Origin of the sequence: Mycobacterium sp. 3-98, assembly GCF_035918355.1 — a bacterium.
GTDB lineage: Bacteria > Actinomycetota > Actinomycetes > Mycobacteriales > Mycobacteriaceae > Mycobacterium > Mycobacterium intracellulare.
In genome coordinates this window covers 2288455-2303732 of the sequence record NZ_CP142360.1, presented here as the reverse complement: position 1 = coordinate 2303732, position 15278 = coordinate 2288455, and the positions used below count along the sequence as shown (strand labels likewise).

Below are 15278 nucleotides of genomic sequence, written 5' to 3'. Positions count from 1 at the left end.
GCGATCCCGTATTACCGAGTGGAACACATCGAACGCGGAGGGGTTCATGCCACAAACCGACACGGCGGAGACGCTCGCCGGGATCGTCGAACGACACGCCCTGCAGCGGCCCGAGGCGATCGCGATCCGCTACGGCGAGCGCCAGTGGTCGTGGGCCGACTGGAGCTCGCGGATCCGTCGCGCCGCGGGGGTGCTGCGCGACGCCGGGATCGAGCGGGGCCAGTGCGTGGCGTTCCTGGACAAGAACCATCCCGCCTGCCTCGAGGTGCTGATCGCCGGCGCCTCCATCGGCGTGGTCACCACCGTCGTCAACTGGCGGGTGATCGGCGACGAGCTCGTCCACGTACTCGCCGACAGCGGGGCCCGCGTGCTGCTGGTCGGCGCTGAGCTGCGCGCCGCCGCCGAGGCGGCCGCCGAGCGGGTACCCGGCCTGGAACGCATCATCGAGGTCGGCGAGGAGTACGAATCGTTGCTCGCCGCGGCGTCACCGGCCGAGGCCGACGCGGGGCTCGACCCGAACGAGACCGCGCTGGTGATCTACAGCTCGGGCACCACCGGACGGCCCAAGGGCGTGCTGCTCAGCCAGCGCGCGCTGGTCAATCACGCGGCGAACCTCGCGCCGGCGTTCCCGTTCGCCGACGGGGACGCGAACCTGGTCGCCATGCCGCTGTTCCATGTGGGCGGGATCGGCTACGCGCTGTTCGGGATCCGTTCGGGCGCACCGACTTTCCTGACCCGCGAACCCGATGCCGCGACGCTGATCGGCGCGGTGCGCGCCGGCGCCACCCACGCGTTCTTCGTGCCGCCGGTGATCGCCCGGTTCCTGCAGGCGGGTGAGGCGGCGACCGCCGCCATCGCCGGCCTGCGCTACATCGTCTACGGCGCGGCGCCGATGCCGCTGCCGTTGCTGCATCGGGCGCTGGCGACGTGGCCGGACACGAAATTCGTGCAGGTGTACGGGCAGACCGAGCTGTGCGGCGCGGTGACGGCCCTGTCCGACGCCGACCACCGCGATTCGGCGCGACCCGAATTGCAACTCTCGGCCGGAAAGGCGGTGCTGGGCTGCGAGATTCGCATCGTCGACCCCGAGACGGGCGCCTCGTTGCCGCCCGGACAGTCCGGTGAGGTGTGGGTGCGCAGCAACCAGAACATGACCGGGTACCTCAACCGCCCGGAGGCGACCGCCGAGACGATCACCGCCGACGACTGGGTGCGCACCGGCGACGTCGGGCGCCTCGACGCCGACGACTACGTCTACATCGAGGACCGGCTGAAGGACATGATCATCACCGGCGGTGAGAACGTGTACGGCCCCGAGGTGGAAAGCGTGCTCATCGAGCATCCCGCCGTGGCCGATGCCGCGGTGATCGGGGTGCCCGACGACTTCTGGGGAGAATCGGTCAAGGCGATCGTGGTGGCCGACGGCGAGGCCGATCCCGCCGGCATCATCGAATTCTGTCGACAGCATCTGGCGGGCTTCAAATGCCCGCGCACCGTGGATTTCGTGTCGGAGCTCCCCCGCAACGCGAGCGGGAAGATCCTCAAAACGCAGCTGCGGGAACCGTTTTGGCGAGACCGGTCCCGCGGAATATGAGCGGCCGTGTGGACGCGCGGCGGCGTGACTGCGCGATCAGTGTGCTGGGCGGCCCGACGACGGTGATCGACATCGCGGGCCGCAGGATCGTGATGGACCCGACCTTCGACCCGCCCGGGGTGCACGCCTACCTGACCAAGCTGACCGGTCCCGCGGTGAGCGCCGAAGCCCTGGGCCCGGTGGATGCGGTGTTGGTCAGCCACGACCAGCATCCCGACAACTTCGACGACGACGGCCGGCGCATGGCGCTGGCCGCGCCGCTGCTGCTCACCCATCCCGGGGCGGCCGGCCGGCTGGGCCCGCCCGCGGTCGGGTTGGCGCCCTGGGAATCCCATGAGCTTGGCGGTGGGCCCGGATCGCTTACCGCGCAAGCGGTTCCGGCCGTGCACGGCCCCGCCGACGGGCAAAGGGACGACGGCGGCCACATCAACTGCGAGGTGACCGGCTTTGTGCTGTCGGGGCCCGGGCTGCCGACGGTGTACCTCAGCGGCGACAACGCCTCGATGAGCGCGGTCAAGGACGTCGCCGACCGGGTCGGGCAGGTCGACATCGCGGTGCTCTTCGCCGGCGCGGCGAGCGTGCCCACCAAGGAGCGCGGGCGGCCGTTGACGCTGACCGCGGCGCGCGCGGCGGCCGCCGCCGAGGTGCTCGGCGCCAAGGCGGTGATCCCGGCCCACGTCGACGGCTGGGCCCACTTCAGCGAGGGCGTCGACGAATTCGTCGCCGCGTTCGATCAGGCCGGCATCAGCAGCCTGCTCAAGGTTGCGCCCCACGGGGACTGGATCGAGTTATAGGCGTCCCTCGACGCGCAGTTCCGGATGCACCCAGTCGGGCGAGCGGCGTTCCTTGAACGAGCGGAAGCCCTCGATGGCCTCGGCGTCGGACAGGCTGGAGGTCATGCCGATCCGGTCATACAGGCCCAGGTAACTGTCGATGCTGGACTTGATGACGCCGCGGGCGCGCGGCGCGGTCCGACAGCATTGCGCGAGTAGGTCTTTCGCCGCGTCCAGCAGGCCCTCGTGCGGCACCACCCGGCTGACCAGGCCCCAGTCGAGGGCTTCGACCGCGGTCAGCACCCGTCCGGTGAACATGAGGTCGCGGGTGCGCACCGGACCGATGACGCGGGTGAGCATCTGGCTGTAGTAGGTGTCTGCGTAGCCGCGGAACAACTCGGGCACCCGAAAGGTCGCCCGATCGCTCACCACCGACAGGTCGCTGCACAGCGCGATCTGGAATCCGCCGCCCTGGCACAGCCCGTTGACCGCGGACACGATGGGCTTGGCCGAGGTGCGCACCGCGTCGAACGGCGTCACGTCCATGCCCAGCGCGGAGCCGAACGTGATCCAGTTGTCCTCGCCTCCCCCGCCACCCATGTCGCCGCCGGGCGCGAAGACATCCCCGGTACCGGTGAGCACCAGCCCGGCCAGGTCCGGGTCCTCGTTGAGACGTCCCACGGCATAACGGATTCCGAAGTACATCGCGGGGCTCAGCGCGTTGCGCGCGTCGGGGCGGTCGATGGTGCACACCGCGATCGGTCCCTGGCGCTCGAAGCGCAGATAGGGCGTGCCCAGCCAGTCTCCCTCGGGAGGGCGGGGGGTGTTCGGCGGAGTCGAAGGGTTCTGCGCCACGGGGCTCCTCTCGGGTCGGCGCCGCTACTGTAGCTCTTACAGTATCCGCGGGGCCGGGCGCCACCCCGAATGCGGTTTCAGGGCCGGCCGCGGCTCTCGGTGCCCACCAGAAGCAAACCCGGGGCTTTGGCGGGATTTTTCAGGGCTTGGCCAACCCGTGGGCGGCTGGACCGTTGATGCTCGAGCGGATCTCGAGCCGTGTCTCCCATGATCCCTTCCTCTGTTGCTGTGAGTCGTCCTCTACAGCTGTACCCGTCGCGCGGGCGGGTAGTAGTCGTTCGGACCGGAATCGCTATTCGTTGATGGATGCGGGCTTTTCGCGAAGCCGCTCGCGTTATCGCAGGATGTGCGCGAGCTTTCGCCACCGCCGATGCCGATGGCGAAACATGAGCCGGACGAAGGCGCGGGTCAGTAGGCCATTCAGGCCGTCGTCGGTTTCGATCTCGTCGGTGTAGCGGCAGCTGCGCTCGTCGATGGGTTCAAACGTCAGGCGGTGGTTCCACGTGCGGACCGGTCCCCCGTGCTCGTTGGTGTAGATCTCGGTCGGCTCCAGGCGCTTGATGGTGAGGTGGTGGGTCCAGGCGGGGATCACGCCGAACCACCAGAACCGCGCCGACCCCTGGGTGCCGACCTCGATGCGCTCGGGGACGTCGAGGCGGTAGATCCGCAGCACGGGGCTCAGCACATGGCGCATCAGCTCGGGCTTGCGCGCCAGGGCGGCCGCGGTCTCGGCGGGGATCGGCAGCTCGGTAGTTAGGGTTACCTTACTCACGCGGTTCATGGTGGCCCAGCGGGCGCATTCCGGCAAGGGCAGCGTGGCCTCGGGGCTTCTGGCGGCGACTTCGTCTCGCCGAGCGGTTAACCCGACGCGGCGCACCAAGCGGGCCGCTATCAGGACCAGGAAACATCGTTGGGGTCAGGACGCTATCCCGCGAGAAGGCGAGGAAGCGGAGGTGGATCAGGGGGCCAACTGCTCAGTGACCTGGGTCGATGTGTGGTCCCGGCTGGGATCGAACCAGCGACCTTCCGCGTGTGAAGCGGACGCTCTCCCACTGAGCCACGGGACCGGCGCCGAGATGGCGAACGACGTCGAAGACTAGCACGTGCAGACCCCGACGATACCGGCCGCATCGGCATGCCGGGCGCGACGCGATAGCCTAGACACGGCTCGTACCAAGAAATTTGTATGTGCCCGCTCACGTGGACTATCGTCGTGCTTCGCACCGGGCGACGATCTCGTCCGAGGCGCGCGGATGTAGCGCAGTTGGTAGCGCATCACCTTGCCAAGGTGAGGGTCGCGGGTTCGAATCCCGTCATCCGCTCGAAGGTGCAAGTGGCGTGGACCCCAACGGTGGAGTGGCCGAGTGGTGAGGCAACGGCCTGCAAAGCCGTGCACACGGGTTCGATTCCCGTCTCCACCTCCAAGCTTTTGGTTTCCCCGGCGCGATTAGCTCAGCGGGAGAGCGCTTCCCTGACACGGAAGAGGTCACTGGTTCAATCCCAGTATCGCGCACCAGAGTTTTTGCAGTTCAGGGCCAGTTTTGAAGTGGCCGAACCTGTAGCGTGAACTACTTGCGAACTACTCGGTTGGCGAACACCGAGGAGACAGATCAATGACCAATACCAATCTGACTGTGCTGCGGGCGGATTCGCCCCGCCCGGCGGACGTCCCCGCCTCCGGCTGGGCCGGCGCGATCGTCACCGTGATTGCTGGGAGCGTCACCGGCGAGATCATCCGGTCAATCTTCGACGACCTCAGCGTCGCCGATGAGGCCCACATCGCAATCGACGGCCACGGCCGACCCCTGGCAGACGTCGCCGTCCAGACCGACAACGCGCAAGCGCTGCGCGACCTGGCGGCGGTGGCCACGTTCCTCGCCGACGAACTGGCCGGCCCACCAGTTCGGGAAAAGTGATGTCGGCACGGGGGACCGTCCGCGACCATATGGAGCGCGGCGGTTTCAGCCGCAGCGAAGGCCGAACGCCTCGAGGCGCTGATGCTGCGCTGCGACCAGGCGGCTGAAAAGGCCGCGGCGACCGGCGATGAGCAACTGCTCCGATACACCATCGCGACCGGCCAGGGGTGCATCGCCGCGTTGACCGCTTCGTTCTTTGTCGAGCGGCGGCTGCAGGCGCTGCGGCCGGCCATGAACTAAGCCCATAAATAGAAAGGTGGCACCGCCCTTTCGGACGGTGCCACCTCCCGTTTGACGCGCCTAGGCCAGCTCGATCAGCTGCCAGGTGCAGGACGCGCCGTTGTGCGGCGGCATCCGGTTACCCCGCGCGATCGGCGCGGTCGTGGGGCGGAGGTCCAGAGACTTCCAGACACCCGATTCCGGGCAGATTTCACCCGTGTGTGCAGTGCGGCCAACAGGCATAAGCCTGCCTCCTTCCACTCGGGGCTTTACCTCGTTTCCGAGGCGCAGCCCAGCAGCAGCGATAGGAGTTGCCCTGATCACGAAAGCGTCCCGCTTTCCCCGTTTGGTTAACGAGTTATACGGGAACCTGATAGCTTGGCCTTCTACTGTCCAGGTAGACGCAAGCCCCAGGCTCAGAGCCGCCCCAGGCGGTTCTGCCTGGGGCTCGCTGCTTATCGAGAAGCGTACCGCGCACCACGGACCGATCCGATTCTCTAGCGCGCCCCGGCGTGTCGCACGCAACGTCCCACCATTCACTCGTTTTTGGTGGTATAAGCCAGAGGACTGGCATATACCACCGACCGGGCATCACCTCCCATTCCGTCGTAGAGGTGTTGCTCGCCCCAGGCGGGCGCGCCGAAGTTTCGATGACAAGCACCTCTTTGCAGCGGTTCACTCGGCTTCCTGGTCGATTCCCAGGTCTTCGCGGCGTGCCCACCACCAACGCCGGATCTTCCGCAACTTCACAAGCACCGCCGCGAGCTGGTTGCCGGCCGTCAAGATGTATTCGGGCGCGGGCAACGTGGCCAATCTCAAAACCATGCGCGCGGATTCCGGTGGGACCGATGAGCCGGTCGCCGTCGCTGCGGCCAACATTTCCCAATAGTCACCCTGGTCGAGGATCTCTTCCGTCTCATAGAGGGCGTCGATCAGGGCCTCCGAGTCGGTGGTGCGTTGTACGCCGCCGAATTCAGAAAGTGCCTCCTCGAACAGCCTCTCTCCACGGGCGGCAAGGCGGCGGTGGAGAGCTTGTTTGCTGCACTCGACGTGGGCCGCGATTGCATCCCATGGCATCCCGGCGCGATTGAGGATGACGGCCGTAAGTGCCTGGACGTTGGCAAGCGTCCGATCTGTGTCGGCTCCGAAAGCCGTGATCATGAGGCTGGCCGGGTATTGGCGTCCACCGTCATCACTGGCAAGGATGAGCAGGCTATTCGCCAGCTCGACCGCCATCTCGTTGCGAAATGCGATCGCCTGCCGAAGTTCTTCCTCAAGGGGGGGCATACACACGAGTATGACCATTTCCGTCAACATTTTGTTGACAAGTTCAGCCGCGGCGCGCCGGAAGACTTTAACTAAAAGAACTCCGTACCAGAGGCAGTGACCATGCGTTTGTACTACTTCGATGATGCCGGTGACCGTTCCGGTAGACCTGATAAGCCGCCCTTCTTTACACTGGGCGGCTTTGGAATTGATGCCGACCAACTTCCGCTGCTGAAGGGAAGCATCCAGACAACAGCGTTCAATCTGGGGTTCAACAGCACGTACCCGTCCGAATTGAAGTTCAGCCATGTGGGTCTCAACAGGGACCCCGACAGAAAGCCGAACTGGATGATCAGGTCCGGCCTCACGACTCAGGTCGAGAAGCGGGCACTCGTGATCGGATGCCTTCAAACGCTCGCTGCAATTCCCAGCGTCAAGATCATCGTCGTCGGCGTTAACCAACGCCTCACATACGGTGGACAGTCGCCCATCATTCACGGCATCCACCCGTTGTTCGAGAGGATCAACTACGACTGCCGGGAGCACGCCACCGGCGGGCTGGTGATTTGCGACGAGGAGCAGGCCGACGACAAGCGACTCCGTGACGCCACCCGGAGCGGATCGTTCTACACCAGGTTCGACAAGCTCGTCGACGCCATTTCATTCATGCCATCGCACGAAAGCATCGGCGTCCAAATGGCTGATCTCATCGCCGGCGGTTTCAATCGCTACCTGAATAGCGAGGATCCCGGTTACGTGCGGATTCTGTGGCCGAAATTGCGCGCCAACGGCGCTGGCCGAGTCCACGGTTTCGGGGTCAAACTGTTCCCCAGTGGCACATGCCCGAACCCGCCCGACCCACCATGGCCATTGCCTGGTCTGGATGAGCAAGTCGGGCAACGCTTGTTGCAGTGCTTAGGGCGGTGACCCAGCACTATCAAAGTTGGAAACCGGGGGTCTCATCGACACGCGGGGCCGTAGAACCCCTCCCGGTCTATCGGTACCGTACACCCGTCTACCGACGAACTCGATGGAATTCCGGCACTAGGGCGTCCCTGTCGTCTTCATCACGCACGGTCCCGAGTTCGCCGGTGGGCGCGATACGAGCGCATCCGGCACGTATCGGAACACCAGCGTCGGGCCCGACCGGATTCGCGCTGTGGGACGCGCTTTCCGCACCAACCGCACGGAATTGAACTGCTACGCCAAGCTCTGAACATGCAGATTTCCCTTCAAAATGGACGCTTTCGCGCGTGCGCTTCGAAAAACCCCAGACCCGAGCAGGATCAGGGCACCAATGGCAACCGTGGGGACCGCCTGGCCGGGGAGGGTCCAACCCCCAGGGGCTCGACGGGTTTGCTTGGGGACGACAACCAGCGACGAACCACTTCCGTCTCGCTCTGTCACACAACCGCGTCCACGCCTCACGTCATCGCCACCACTTCACTCGTCCACTCTTTCCGGTGGCCAACACGCCAGGCACGGCGCGGCCTATCGCGTGGTTGCCGATCGACACGCTGCCCGACCACCGGCTGGACGTCGGCGTGATCGACCAAGCTTGGCCAGGTGTAGGCGACAGCCCTGCCGCGCGCGACGGTCCAGTTCGCGATCGCTTCATCGATCGGACGGTTGCGGTCGCGGTCGCGGTCGAGATGCTGCACCAGATCGGGAACCAGGTCACCCAGAATGGCTATCCCAACGGCACTCCACGTCCTCGGCGCGGTGATCCACGACGCATCCCCAACACGCACAACAGCCTGCGCAATGCGATCTTGCGCATACCGCGGACGCTCGCGCGGAAGATACAGCCCAACCACCGGTGAGGGTGTCACGGCTAACGCTGCGTCGAGTTCGTCACGAAACCGGCTGATCGGTTGCGCATCGTCCTCGAGCACCACGCACCAACCGCGCCCACCGGCGTGATCGGCCAGCCACTTCCACGCCCGGCGATGGTTGCCCTCGCATCCGAGAGTGCCGTCGTCGGTGAGTACCGTGTCGGCAGCGACCCTGCGGGCCAGCGCGTGCGCCATGCGTGCCCGCGAACGATGCGCCACCACAGCGATTTTGGTGGACGACTGCGCCGGCCGAGGGAAAGGGTTAGACGTCCCCGGCCGGCGCAGCTCCTCCAGCGGTGGCAGCGGCCGGATGCCTCTCGATAAGGCACCCGACGCGCCACGGCCAGAACCTTTGCGGCCCAAGGGCATTAACTGCCACCGACGCCGAGGGAGACCACGCGGTTGGGGTGCGCTACCTTGGCGCCGAACCTCCACCATGCGCGGATTGAGACGCTTCGGCGATTGAAGTGGAAGTCCCTGGACGTGGCGACCTCCAGCGCACCCCACACCGCCAAGATGGCGCTGCGGTCAAGCACCGCAACGGTCCCAGCCGGAACGTCACGGTCTACCAGGACGGGCAGACTGAGCAGTTGCCGTGTCGCTGATGTAGTTCCGGCCCCGACGAGCGAGACGTTGGAGTCCTCGGCGGTTTTTAGACGTTGCAGATCGGCCCACGCGGTGGGGCTGGCCAGGATGTGGGTGGCGACTCCGCCGTCGTCCTCGATGAGGGCGATGGCGTCGATCAGCTCGTCGAGTGAGTCACCGATCACACCACCGTCGCGGTGGGACTGAACCAGGACACCTGGCGGCGGGATGATGTCCGGCGATGTCGGTGCGGGCTGGCTCAAGAGCGCGCGATTCGCCTTACGGACCATGGCGCGCCTGACGGCACTGTTCAGCAGCGCGGACGCCTGTCCTTGCGCGAGCTGGTCCTCCGTTGCGGTCGTCAGCAGCGCGATTGCACCTGTGGCGATCAGGCTCTCCGAGTCGTCGGGGTCGCTCTCTTCGATGGCGTCACCCTCGGGGACAAATCCGGGAGCGTCCTCGAAGCTGACGCGAGGGACTCGGACGACGGGCTCGTCACCGACAACCACGCCGGCCTGAGTGGTGATGTTCAAGATCAGCGCTTCGGGAATTACATCTTGCGGCTCGACACCTACAGCGTCGGGGTGGAACGCTTTGGCTGATCCGGTCGTGGCGAAGGGGTTGACAGTCATTGGTTTCAGGTCCTTACCGCGGCAGCTGCCGCGAGACACGTTGCAGCAAGCAACAATTAACGGATTTGTCTCGCAGCGGGCGCCGCCCCGACCTGCAGCCTCGGGGCTGGCGTACCGCACTTGCCCTGAGATGTTGCATCGCCACGTTGAATTCGATCACCGCGGCGAACGCAACACCCAGTGTATCAGCGGGGCTGAAAAGCAGCGTCCCACGCCGCGCGGTCTGACGTCCGACCAGGATCGTCGCCGCCACCACCGACTAGCGGGTCGACCTGCGGCCGGCGTGGCTGACGTGCCAGCCCCAGCGCTTCAACGCGAGCGGTGACGGCAGCCGCCAACTTGTCGGCGTCGATCAGGCCCGCATCATTCAGGACGTCCTCGACGGGCAGGTCCGCGAATGCGCTGGGTTTATAGCCGGCCGCGGTGATGTGCTGGTCCAGGATGGCACGCCGAGTATTGGCCAGCGTTTCGGCCAGTGTGTCGCGCTGGGCTTCGGCTTCACGCAGCCGAGCCCGGTAACGCTGATCGCGGCCTTCGGGCTTGGTTTCCGGTGTCTCAGGCTCATTGTGGGTCTCGTTTTGCTGCTCGGCAGTGTGATCTGCCACCGAATCACATTCGGGCTCACCGGCGCTCGCCTGGGTGTCGGTGTCGGTCGGTTTGGTGTCGCTCATGATTGTTGTCCTTTCCCTCGAAGTTCTTGCGCGATGGTGTCGAGCATTCGCAGCGGGTCTCCGCTGTAGTCGGCGACGAGGCGGATCAGCTGCACCGCCACGGATGTGATCCGCCAGTTGTCGAGCTGGTGCCAGCGGCTCGCCCACTGCTCGGCGAGGCCGATGGTGTGCTGATAGCGGAGGCCATCAGGCTGACCCATGTCGACGGATTCGGCCATGGCCACGAGCGCGGACATGATCCTCGCGTCCCAGAAGCTGATGGTCCGTTGGAACAGCCCATAGTTCACGCTGCTTCGCGCCTCGCGCAGCCAGGCCGCGGCCTGCACGTCGTCGTCGGTGCTGTCCTCGATGCTGGTGCGGCCAGCCACCTTTCGAACTAGGCTGGCGGCGACCGCGGTCTGCTGCCAGACCGGAGCCTGGCAGGCAATCTGCGTAATCGTTGTGTCGAGCACATACCCGTCGATCGGGTCACCGCCGAATGCTGCCGCTGCACGCAGCAGGTCTTGGGCGATCTGCCGGACCAGATCCGGGGTGACGGCTTGGGTGTCGATGGTGGTCACTGGTTCTCCTTCTTGGTTGAAGCGGTTGACGTAGCTCTTGCGCTCGCCGCAGGGCGCCTGGCGCCGCCCGTCGTCGTGGAAACGCCGGACCCTTCGGTTAGGTGGGGCAGTTTTCGTTTTGCCTCACCTGGTGGGGCACAGCTGCATTGGGTGGTGGGGTGGGGCGCGTTATATACGCTCGCCCCACCACTCACCCCTACCCCAAGTGGGGCAGTGGGGCGGTTTGGTGGGGCGAAATTTTTGCCCCACTTGAGGATGACGTTCACCGGTCACCCACCGATGGGTGCAGGAAGTGCAATTGCGACCTATTCGGGCCCTCGATCTGGACCACGATGCCGTCTCGGACCGCCTGTTTGATGACCCCCCGCGCGGTGTGGTCCGAGATGCCGGAGTCGCCGAGCCGGTCGCGCAACTGATTTCGTGTGAGTCCATCTCCGATGTCGCCGCCGGACAGAATCTCAATCAGGGTGGTTCTGGCGGCGTCCGTCTTGGCACTGGCGCGCGTCCCATTTCGCAGGGTCAATTCGCCGTCCTCGAGCACCAACAGGTGCTCGGCTACGTCGACGTCGCGCCCGTGAGCGGAGAAGAATCGGCGGCCGCCGTTAGCGTCCGCGACAGCCTCGCTGGTTTGCGATTCCTTGACGATCTTCCAGTTGACGTCAGCCCAGTCGAGCAGCCTGGAGTCCCCGCGGGCGCGTTCGCCGTTGTGCCCCATATGGTGGGCGACCACGCAGCCATCCACACCCGCCTCGTTCAACAGTTCGTCCCACGCGACCAAGAACTGGCCAGCGTCCTTATCCTCGGACAGCCCCATCGAGTCGAGCACCGGGCGAAGGCAGTCCAGGATCACGAACTCACTTCCTCGAAGTTCGGCTAGCCAGTGCTGTCGCAGCGAGGGATCGCGGAAGTCGAACGTGGACAACTTGCCCCGCAATGGATGCACGCGCACCCGGCCGCGGCGGTTGCGAATCTTCTGCTGCCGCAGCCAGCGTCGCAACATGCGCTCATCGAGTTCCGTGTCGAACAGTGAGACACGCTGAACAGACTGGACGCGGTATCGATCTAGAAATGCTGTTTCGTCGGCCAACGAGCGAATCAGAGCTGCGATGAGACTGGTTTTGCCGGCTTTCTGCTGGGCGGACAACAGTGCCCGCCCGCCCATCGGCAGCAGGTCGGCGATGCGGTAGACGGCGTCTTCGTCTTTGACGTTTAGGAAGTCGTCGAGGTCGACACCGGGTGTAGGGATGATGCCTGCCTGCCGAATACGCAAGGCGCGATAGACCCGGCGGGCCTCATCATCGAGCCGATACTGGTCGACGCGGCGCCGAACTTCGTTGTCCCAGTTCTGCTGCACGGTCTGTTGCAGATCATCAGCGTTCGGGTCGAGCGTAAACGCTGCCGGGATACCTTCACTCGCCGGCGTCGTGCGCGTCACTCCATTCTTGGCCGCACCGCTGAGCGCAGACCGGATAGTCGCGTCTACTTCAGCCTCGGGCAGACCGGACTCGAGCGCCGCGGCTCTGAGCGCCGCGACCATATGGTCCTCGTCCAGCTCTCCAGTGCAGACAAACCCTGCACACTTGTAGACCGCCTTGTTGAGCGTATGGTTCCGACATGTATCCGGTTGCAATGCACTCAGTTCCGTGCATTCACCGTCCAGCGCGGCTAGCGCGTAAGCGGTTCCCGGCGCTCCGGCTGATCGCTGCGCCGGTGTACGACTGACGTTCTGGTGCTGCGGTGACGCGGGCGACCTGCCACTGAGCCACTCTTCGAAATGTGCATCGGTAGCCATCACCACTCCGCCCTGATGTCGTCGGCGCGGCGCTGAATGCCGCCGCCGGCGATGAACTTTGAGCGCATGCCGTGCCAGCGCGCATCTGCGCGGTACCCGCGTAGCTCAGGGGTGATATTCTGACGGCAGAAACCGTCGTTTGTTGGCGCTGCGGCGGGTTCGGACATGGTTGAGAAGGCCTCCCGCAACGGGGGGCCTTCTCTCATTTCTGTTGTGGACATGTTGGGTTCTTTCGCCGGGCGACTGCCGAAAATCTCTGGAGGACAACCGTTCTAGTCGATTGCCGCTGCATCAACAGGAATCAGCACATTGTCGAGATCACTGCGGCGAATTCGCAGATCACGACCGCCGCGAATCCGATAGGCTCGGAGGCGGCCGTCGCTGACCATGTTCCCGATCGTGCGCCTGGTTACGCCCAGGTATTCGGCGGCCTGGTTCCCGTTGAGAAAAATCTCGCGGGGCTTCGTCGTCGTCGTTTCCATCGGGCGTGTTCCATTTCCATGATTGGCCTGGGGTTTCCAGTTCCTACTCAGTATGAGCTCGAAATTTGACACATCCCCATGGATGGATGAGTTTTGCAACAGGTAGCGTTCACGGCTGTAGAGCGCTCTACGCGATGAGCAGCGTGAATCGCTAAACGTGTAGAGCTGTCTACACTTTCGGGGAAGAGGACGCTTCGAGCAGCCTCGACAGCGCGTCAGCGATCCGTTTATCTGCACCCTGGGCTGCGTGCTGGTAGCGGAGCGCGGCCGCTGGCGTGGAATGGCCCAGACGGGCCATCAGTTCGGCGAGCGTCGCGCCGGTCGCGGCTGCGAACACGGCGCCCGAGTGGCGGAGGTCGTGAAAGCGCAGATCGGGTCGCTTGGCCTTGGTGCGCGCCCGATAGTAGTGACGATAAAACGTGGCCGGCGCGAGATGTTCACCGCTCTGCGCGGGAAACATCAGCGAGGTATCGGATGCCTCAACGTGTTTCGCTAGATGACCCTCGAGCGCCGGCAGCAGATGCGGCGGAATATGCACGTCACGCACGCCCGCATCGGACTTCGGTGGGCCGACCTTGAAACCATCATCTGTGCGGACCACCCCGCGCCGGATGCGGATGACACCGCCCTCGAGATCGATGTCCCCGCGCCGTAATTCGGTGATCTCGCCGTAACGCATGGCACACCACGACGCCAGCGGAATCATCATGCGGTAACGCTCGGGCAGCTCACCGATGATGACGTCAAGCTCTTCGAACGACGCGGGTCTGATCTTGTGGACGCGTTTCGCGCTGCCAGCGCCACGCAGGACGCACGGATTCGCCGGAGCCTTGCCGTCGCGCACCGCGTCTCCGAAAATCGTCCGCAGCAGACCGTAGGCGTGGCTGCGCATCGTCGGGCGATCCGCCAGGGTCGCGGCATACCAGTTGCGCACATCGTCGGCGGTGACCGATGCGATCGGCAACGACCCGAACTTACCCAGGATGTGATCCTCGAGCAGCTTCTCGTAGTGCTCGCGCGTCCGGATTTTCAGGTCGCGATGCTTGATCCACGCATCGGCGTAGACCTTGAACGTCAGTCTCGGGTTGGGCGCAGCCTCCTGCGCTTCCGGCGGCTCCCATGCGTGTCGGACGATTTCGGCCTGGCGCAGCGCGAGCCACTTCCTGGCAGCTGTCTGGGTGGTGAACGTCGTAGGTGCTTTGTAGCGCCGGCCGTCGGGTCCGTAGTACATCGCCCGGTACCGCCCGCTGGGTAACTGGTGGACCGCCCCGAACGTGCCGGGCATCCGGCGTCCTTTTCGTGTTCCGCGCGTCACTGTGATCCTTGGTCGTGAACTACTTGTGAACTACTGAGATTGCCAGCAGCTTATCGCAGCTTCTAGGTATTTCCGCTATGCTGAAGGCTATCAGTGCAGGTAGTGCCACTATTTACGCTGATCACAACGCCAAACTAGCAAACTAACAGAGCTGGTTCAATCCCAGTATCGCGCACCACATCGGTACTGCTTAACCGCCGTAGCTAGGCATCGAGACAATCTCATGTAACTGGCATGCGCGAGCGCCGAGACGGACATCGCCGATTGCGTAGCGAGTCATTCTCGCGACGAAACCGCCTTGAGCGTGCGACGGTCGAATATGTGCCGCCTTTTCAGCGGGCGGGGGTTATATCCGCCGAGTCGCGTAAATCGTGGGCGGCTCAGGTTCCGACTGACTCCGGCGCCAGGGCATTCACCGGCCGGGAGCGGGCATGGGCATGTTCGGCATCGGCGACATGCTCGGCCTGTTCTCCATCGGCATTTTCATGCCTTTCATCATGGAGGCACAGCAATCCTTCGACTGGGCAGCCGGCGGGTCCGCTTTCATCATGGAGCAGCAGTCCGACTTAGCGAAGAGGAGATAGACGACGGCGATGATGACAACGATGCCGACGGCGATGCCGACGATGGCGAGGATTCGGTAAAGCCAGCGAGTCCACGCCGGGCCGGTCGGAGTACGTGATGTGGTGGAAGCGGTCTCGGTCATCACTCCTTGCCTTTCATGCGGGATAACCTCGTATTATCCGTCGGCGGCAGCCAACTGGCCAGGCCAACCCTTACCCC

The 15278-nt window shown here is 64.8% G+C and carries 17 protein-coding genes and 4 tRNA genes; 8 read left to right on the top strand and 13 right to left on the bottom strand.

The genetic code is table 11. From position 1 onward, the window contains the following. Positions 1-46 precede the first annotated feature (46 nt). Both QGN30_RS11400 and QGN30_RS11395 read left to right on the top strand, forming a co-directional pair. Positions 47-1594 (top strand): AMP-binding protein, encoded by a 1548-nt coding sequence (locus QGN30_RS11400; protein WP_038536807.1) that lies wholly within the window; start codon positions 47-49, stop codon positions 1592-1594. 8 nt (positions 1595-1602) lie between these two features. Next, a complete protein-coding gene (locus QGN30_RS11395) occupies positions 1603-2388 on the top strand; it encodes an MBL fold metallo-hydrolase (RefSeq protein WP_038538712.1) in 786 nt (261 codons plus the stop codon). Here the strand turns inward: QGN30_RS11395 and QGN30_RS11390 are convergent. The 3 genes from QGN30_RS11390 to QGN30_RS11380 form a co-directional block, all read right to left on the bottom strand. Beyond that, the gene (locus QGN30_RS11390) at positions 2383-3222 is read right to left on the bottom strand and encodes an enoyl-CoA hydratase/isomerase family protein (RefSeq protein WP_009952039.1); all 840 of its coding nucleotides are present in this window, start codon (positions 3220-3222) and stop codon (positions 2383-2385) included. The genes QGN30_RS11395 and QGN30_RS11390 overlap by 6 nt on opposite strands. Before the next feature lie 334 nt (positions 3223-3556). Continuing rightward, on the bottom strand, positions 3557-4003 hold the full coding sequence (locus QGN30_RS11385) for a hypothetical protein (RefSeq protein ID WP_042792077.1): 447 nt from the start codon (positions 4001-4003) through the stop codon (positions 3557-3559). Between the two features lie 214 nt (positions 4004-4217). After that, positions 4218-4289: transfer RNA gene (locus QGN30_RS11380), tRNA-Val, on the bottom strand. Between the two features lie 182 nt (positions 4290-4471). On the opposite strand from QGN30_RS11380, the gene QGN30_RS11375 reads away from it, so the two are divergent. The 5 genes from QGN30_RS11375 (at position 4472) to QGN30_RS11355 (ending at position 5378) form a co-directional block, all read left to right on the top strand. Continuing rightward, positions 4472-4544, top strand: a tRNA-Gly gene (locus QGN30_RS11375). A 28-nt stretch (positions 4545-4572) separates the two neighbouring features. Next, positions 4573-4646: transfer RNA gene (locus QGN30_RS11370), tRNA-Cys, on the top strand. Between the two features lie 17 nt (positions 4647-4663). Next, a tRNA-Val gene (locus QGN30_RS11365) sits at positions 4664-4738 on the top strand. A 97-nt stretch (positions 4739-4835) separates the two neighbouring features. Then, on the top strand, positions 4836-5138 hold the full coding sequence (locus tag QGN30_RS11360; RefSeq protein WP_042909761.1) for a hypothetical protein: 303 nt from the start codon (positions 4836-4838) through the stop codon (positions 5136-5138). An 81-nt stretch (positions 5139-5219) separates the two neighbouring features. Then, positions 5220-5378, top strand: a complete 159-nt coding sequence (locus tag QGN30_RS11355; protein ID WP_165576418.1) for a hypothetical protein — start codon at positions 5220-5222, stop codon at positions 5376-5378. Between the two features lie 60 nt (positions 5379-5438). Here QGN30_RS11355 and QGN30_RS11350 read toward each other — a convergent pair whose 3' ends face one another. Beyond that, the gene (locus QGN30_RS11350; protein WP_248923144.1) at positions 5439-5600 is read right to left on the bottom strand and encodes a hypothetical protein; all 162 of its coding nucleotides are present in this window, start codon (positions 5598-5600) and stop codon (positions 5439-5441) included. Positions 5601-6032: 432 nt separating this feature from the next. Next, positions 6033-6644, bottom strand: a complete 612-nt coding sequence (locus QGN30_RS11345) for a hypothetical protein (RefSeq protein ID WP_134770493.1) — start codon at positions 6642-6644, stop codon at positions 6033-6035. 102 nt (positions 6645-6746) lie between these two features. Here QGN30_RS11345 and QGN30_RS11340 point away from each other — a divergent pair, with 102 nt between their 5' ends. Next, positions 6747-7550, top strand: coding sequence for a DUF3800 domain-containing protein (locus tag QGN30_RS11340; RefSeq protein ID WP_042792035.1), 804 nt, complete (start codon positions 6747-6749; stop codon positions 7548-7550). Positions 7551-8047: 497 nt separating this feature from the next. Here the strand turns inward: QGN30_RS11340 and QGN30_RS11335 are convergent, their stop codons facing one another. From QGN30_RS11335 to QGN30_RS11300, 8 genes are all read right to left on the bottom strand, one after another. Beyond that, entirely contained in the window at positions 8048-8677 is a 630-nt protein-coding gene (locus QGN30_RS11335) for a hypothetical protein (RefSeq protein ID WP_248923145.1), read from the bottom strand. A 149-nt stretch (positions 8678-8826) separates the two neighbouring features. Next, positions 8827-9675: a phage major capsid protein gene (locus QGN30_RS11330; RefSeq protein ID WP_042792034.1), complete on the bottom strand. Its 849-nt coding sequence runs from the start codon at positions 9673-9675 to the stop codon at positions 8827-8829. A gap of 185 nt (positions 9676-9860) precedes the next feature. Next, the gene (locus QGN30_RS11325; RefSeq protein WP_042792033.1) at positions 9861-10346 is read right to left on the bottom strand and encodes a hypothetical protein; all 486 of its coding nucleotides are present in this window, start codon (positions 10344-10346) and stop codon (positions 9861-9863) included. After that, positions 10343-10906: a hypothetical protein gene (locus QGN30_RS11320; RefSeq protein ID WP_042792032.1), complete on the bottom strand. Its 564-nt coding sequence runs from the start codon at positions 10904-10906 to the stop codon at positions 10343-10345. Before QGN30_RS11320 ends, QGN30_RS11325 begins: the two co-directional genes overlap by 4 nt. 262 nt (positions 10907-11168) lie before the next feature. Beyond that, positions 11169-12698 (bottom strand): AAA family ATPase, encoded by a 1530-nt coding sequence (locus QGN30_RS11315; RefSeq protein WP_134770492.1) that lies wholly within the window; start codon positions 12696-12698, stop codon positions 11169-11171. Between the two features lie 272 nt (positions 12699-12970). Further along, positions 12971-13180 (bottom strand): helix-turn-helix domain-containing protein, encoded by a 210-nt coding sequence (locus tag QGN30_RS11310; protein WP_042792030.1) that lies wholly within the window; start codon positions 13178-13180, stop codon positions 12971-12973. Between the two features lie 169 nt (positions 13181-13349). Beyond that, the gene (locus QGN30_RS11305) at positions 13350-14465 is read right to left on the bottom strand and encodes a tyrosine-type recombinase/integrase (protein ID WP_248923146.1); all 1116 of its coding nucleotides are present in this window, start codon (positions 14463-14465) and stop codon (positions 13350-13352) included. Positions 14466-14907: 442 nt separating this feature from the next. Further along, positions 14908-15201, bottom strand: a complete 294-nt coding sequence (locus QGN30_RS11300; protein ID WP_165576413.1) for a hypothetical protein — start codon at positions 15199-15201, stop codon at positions 14908-14910. Between the last annotated feature and the right edge of the window lie 77 nt (positions 15202-15278).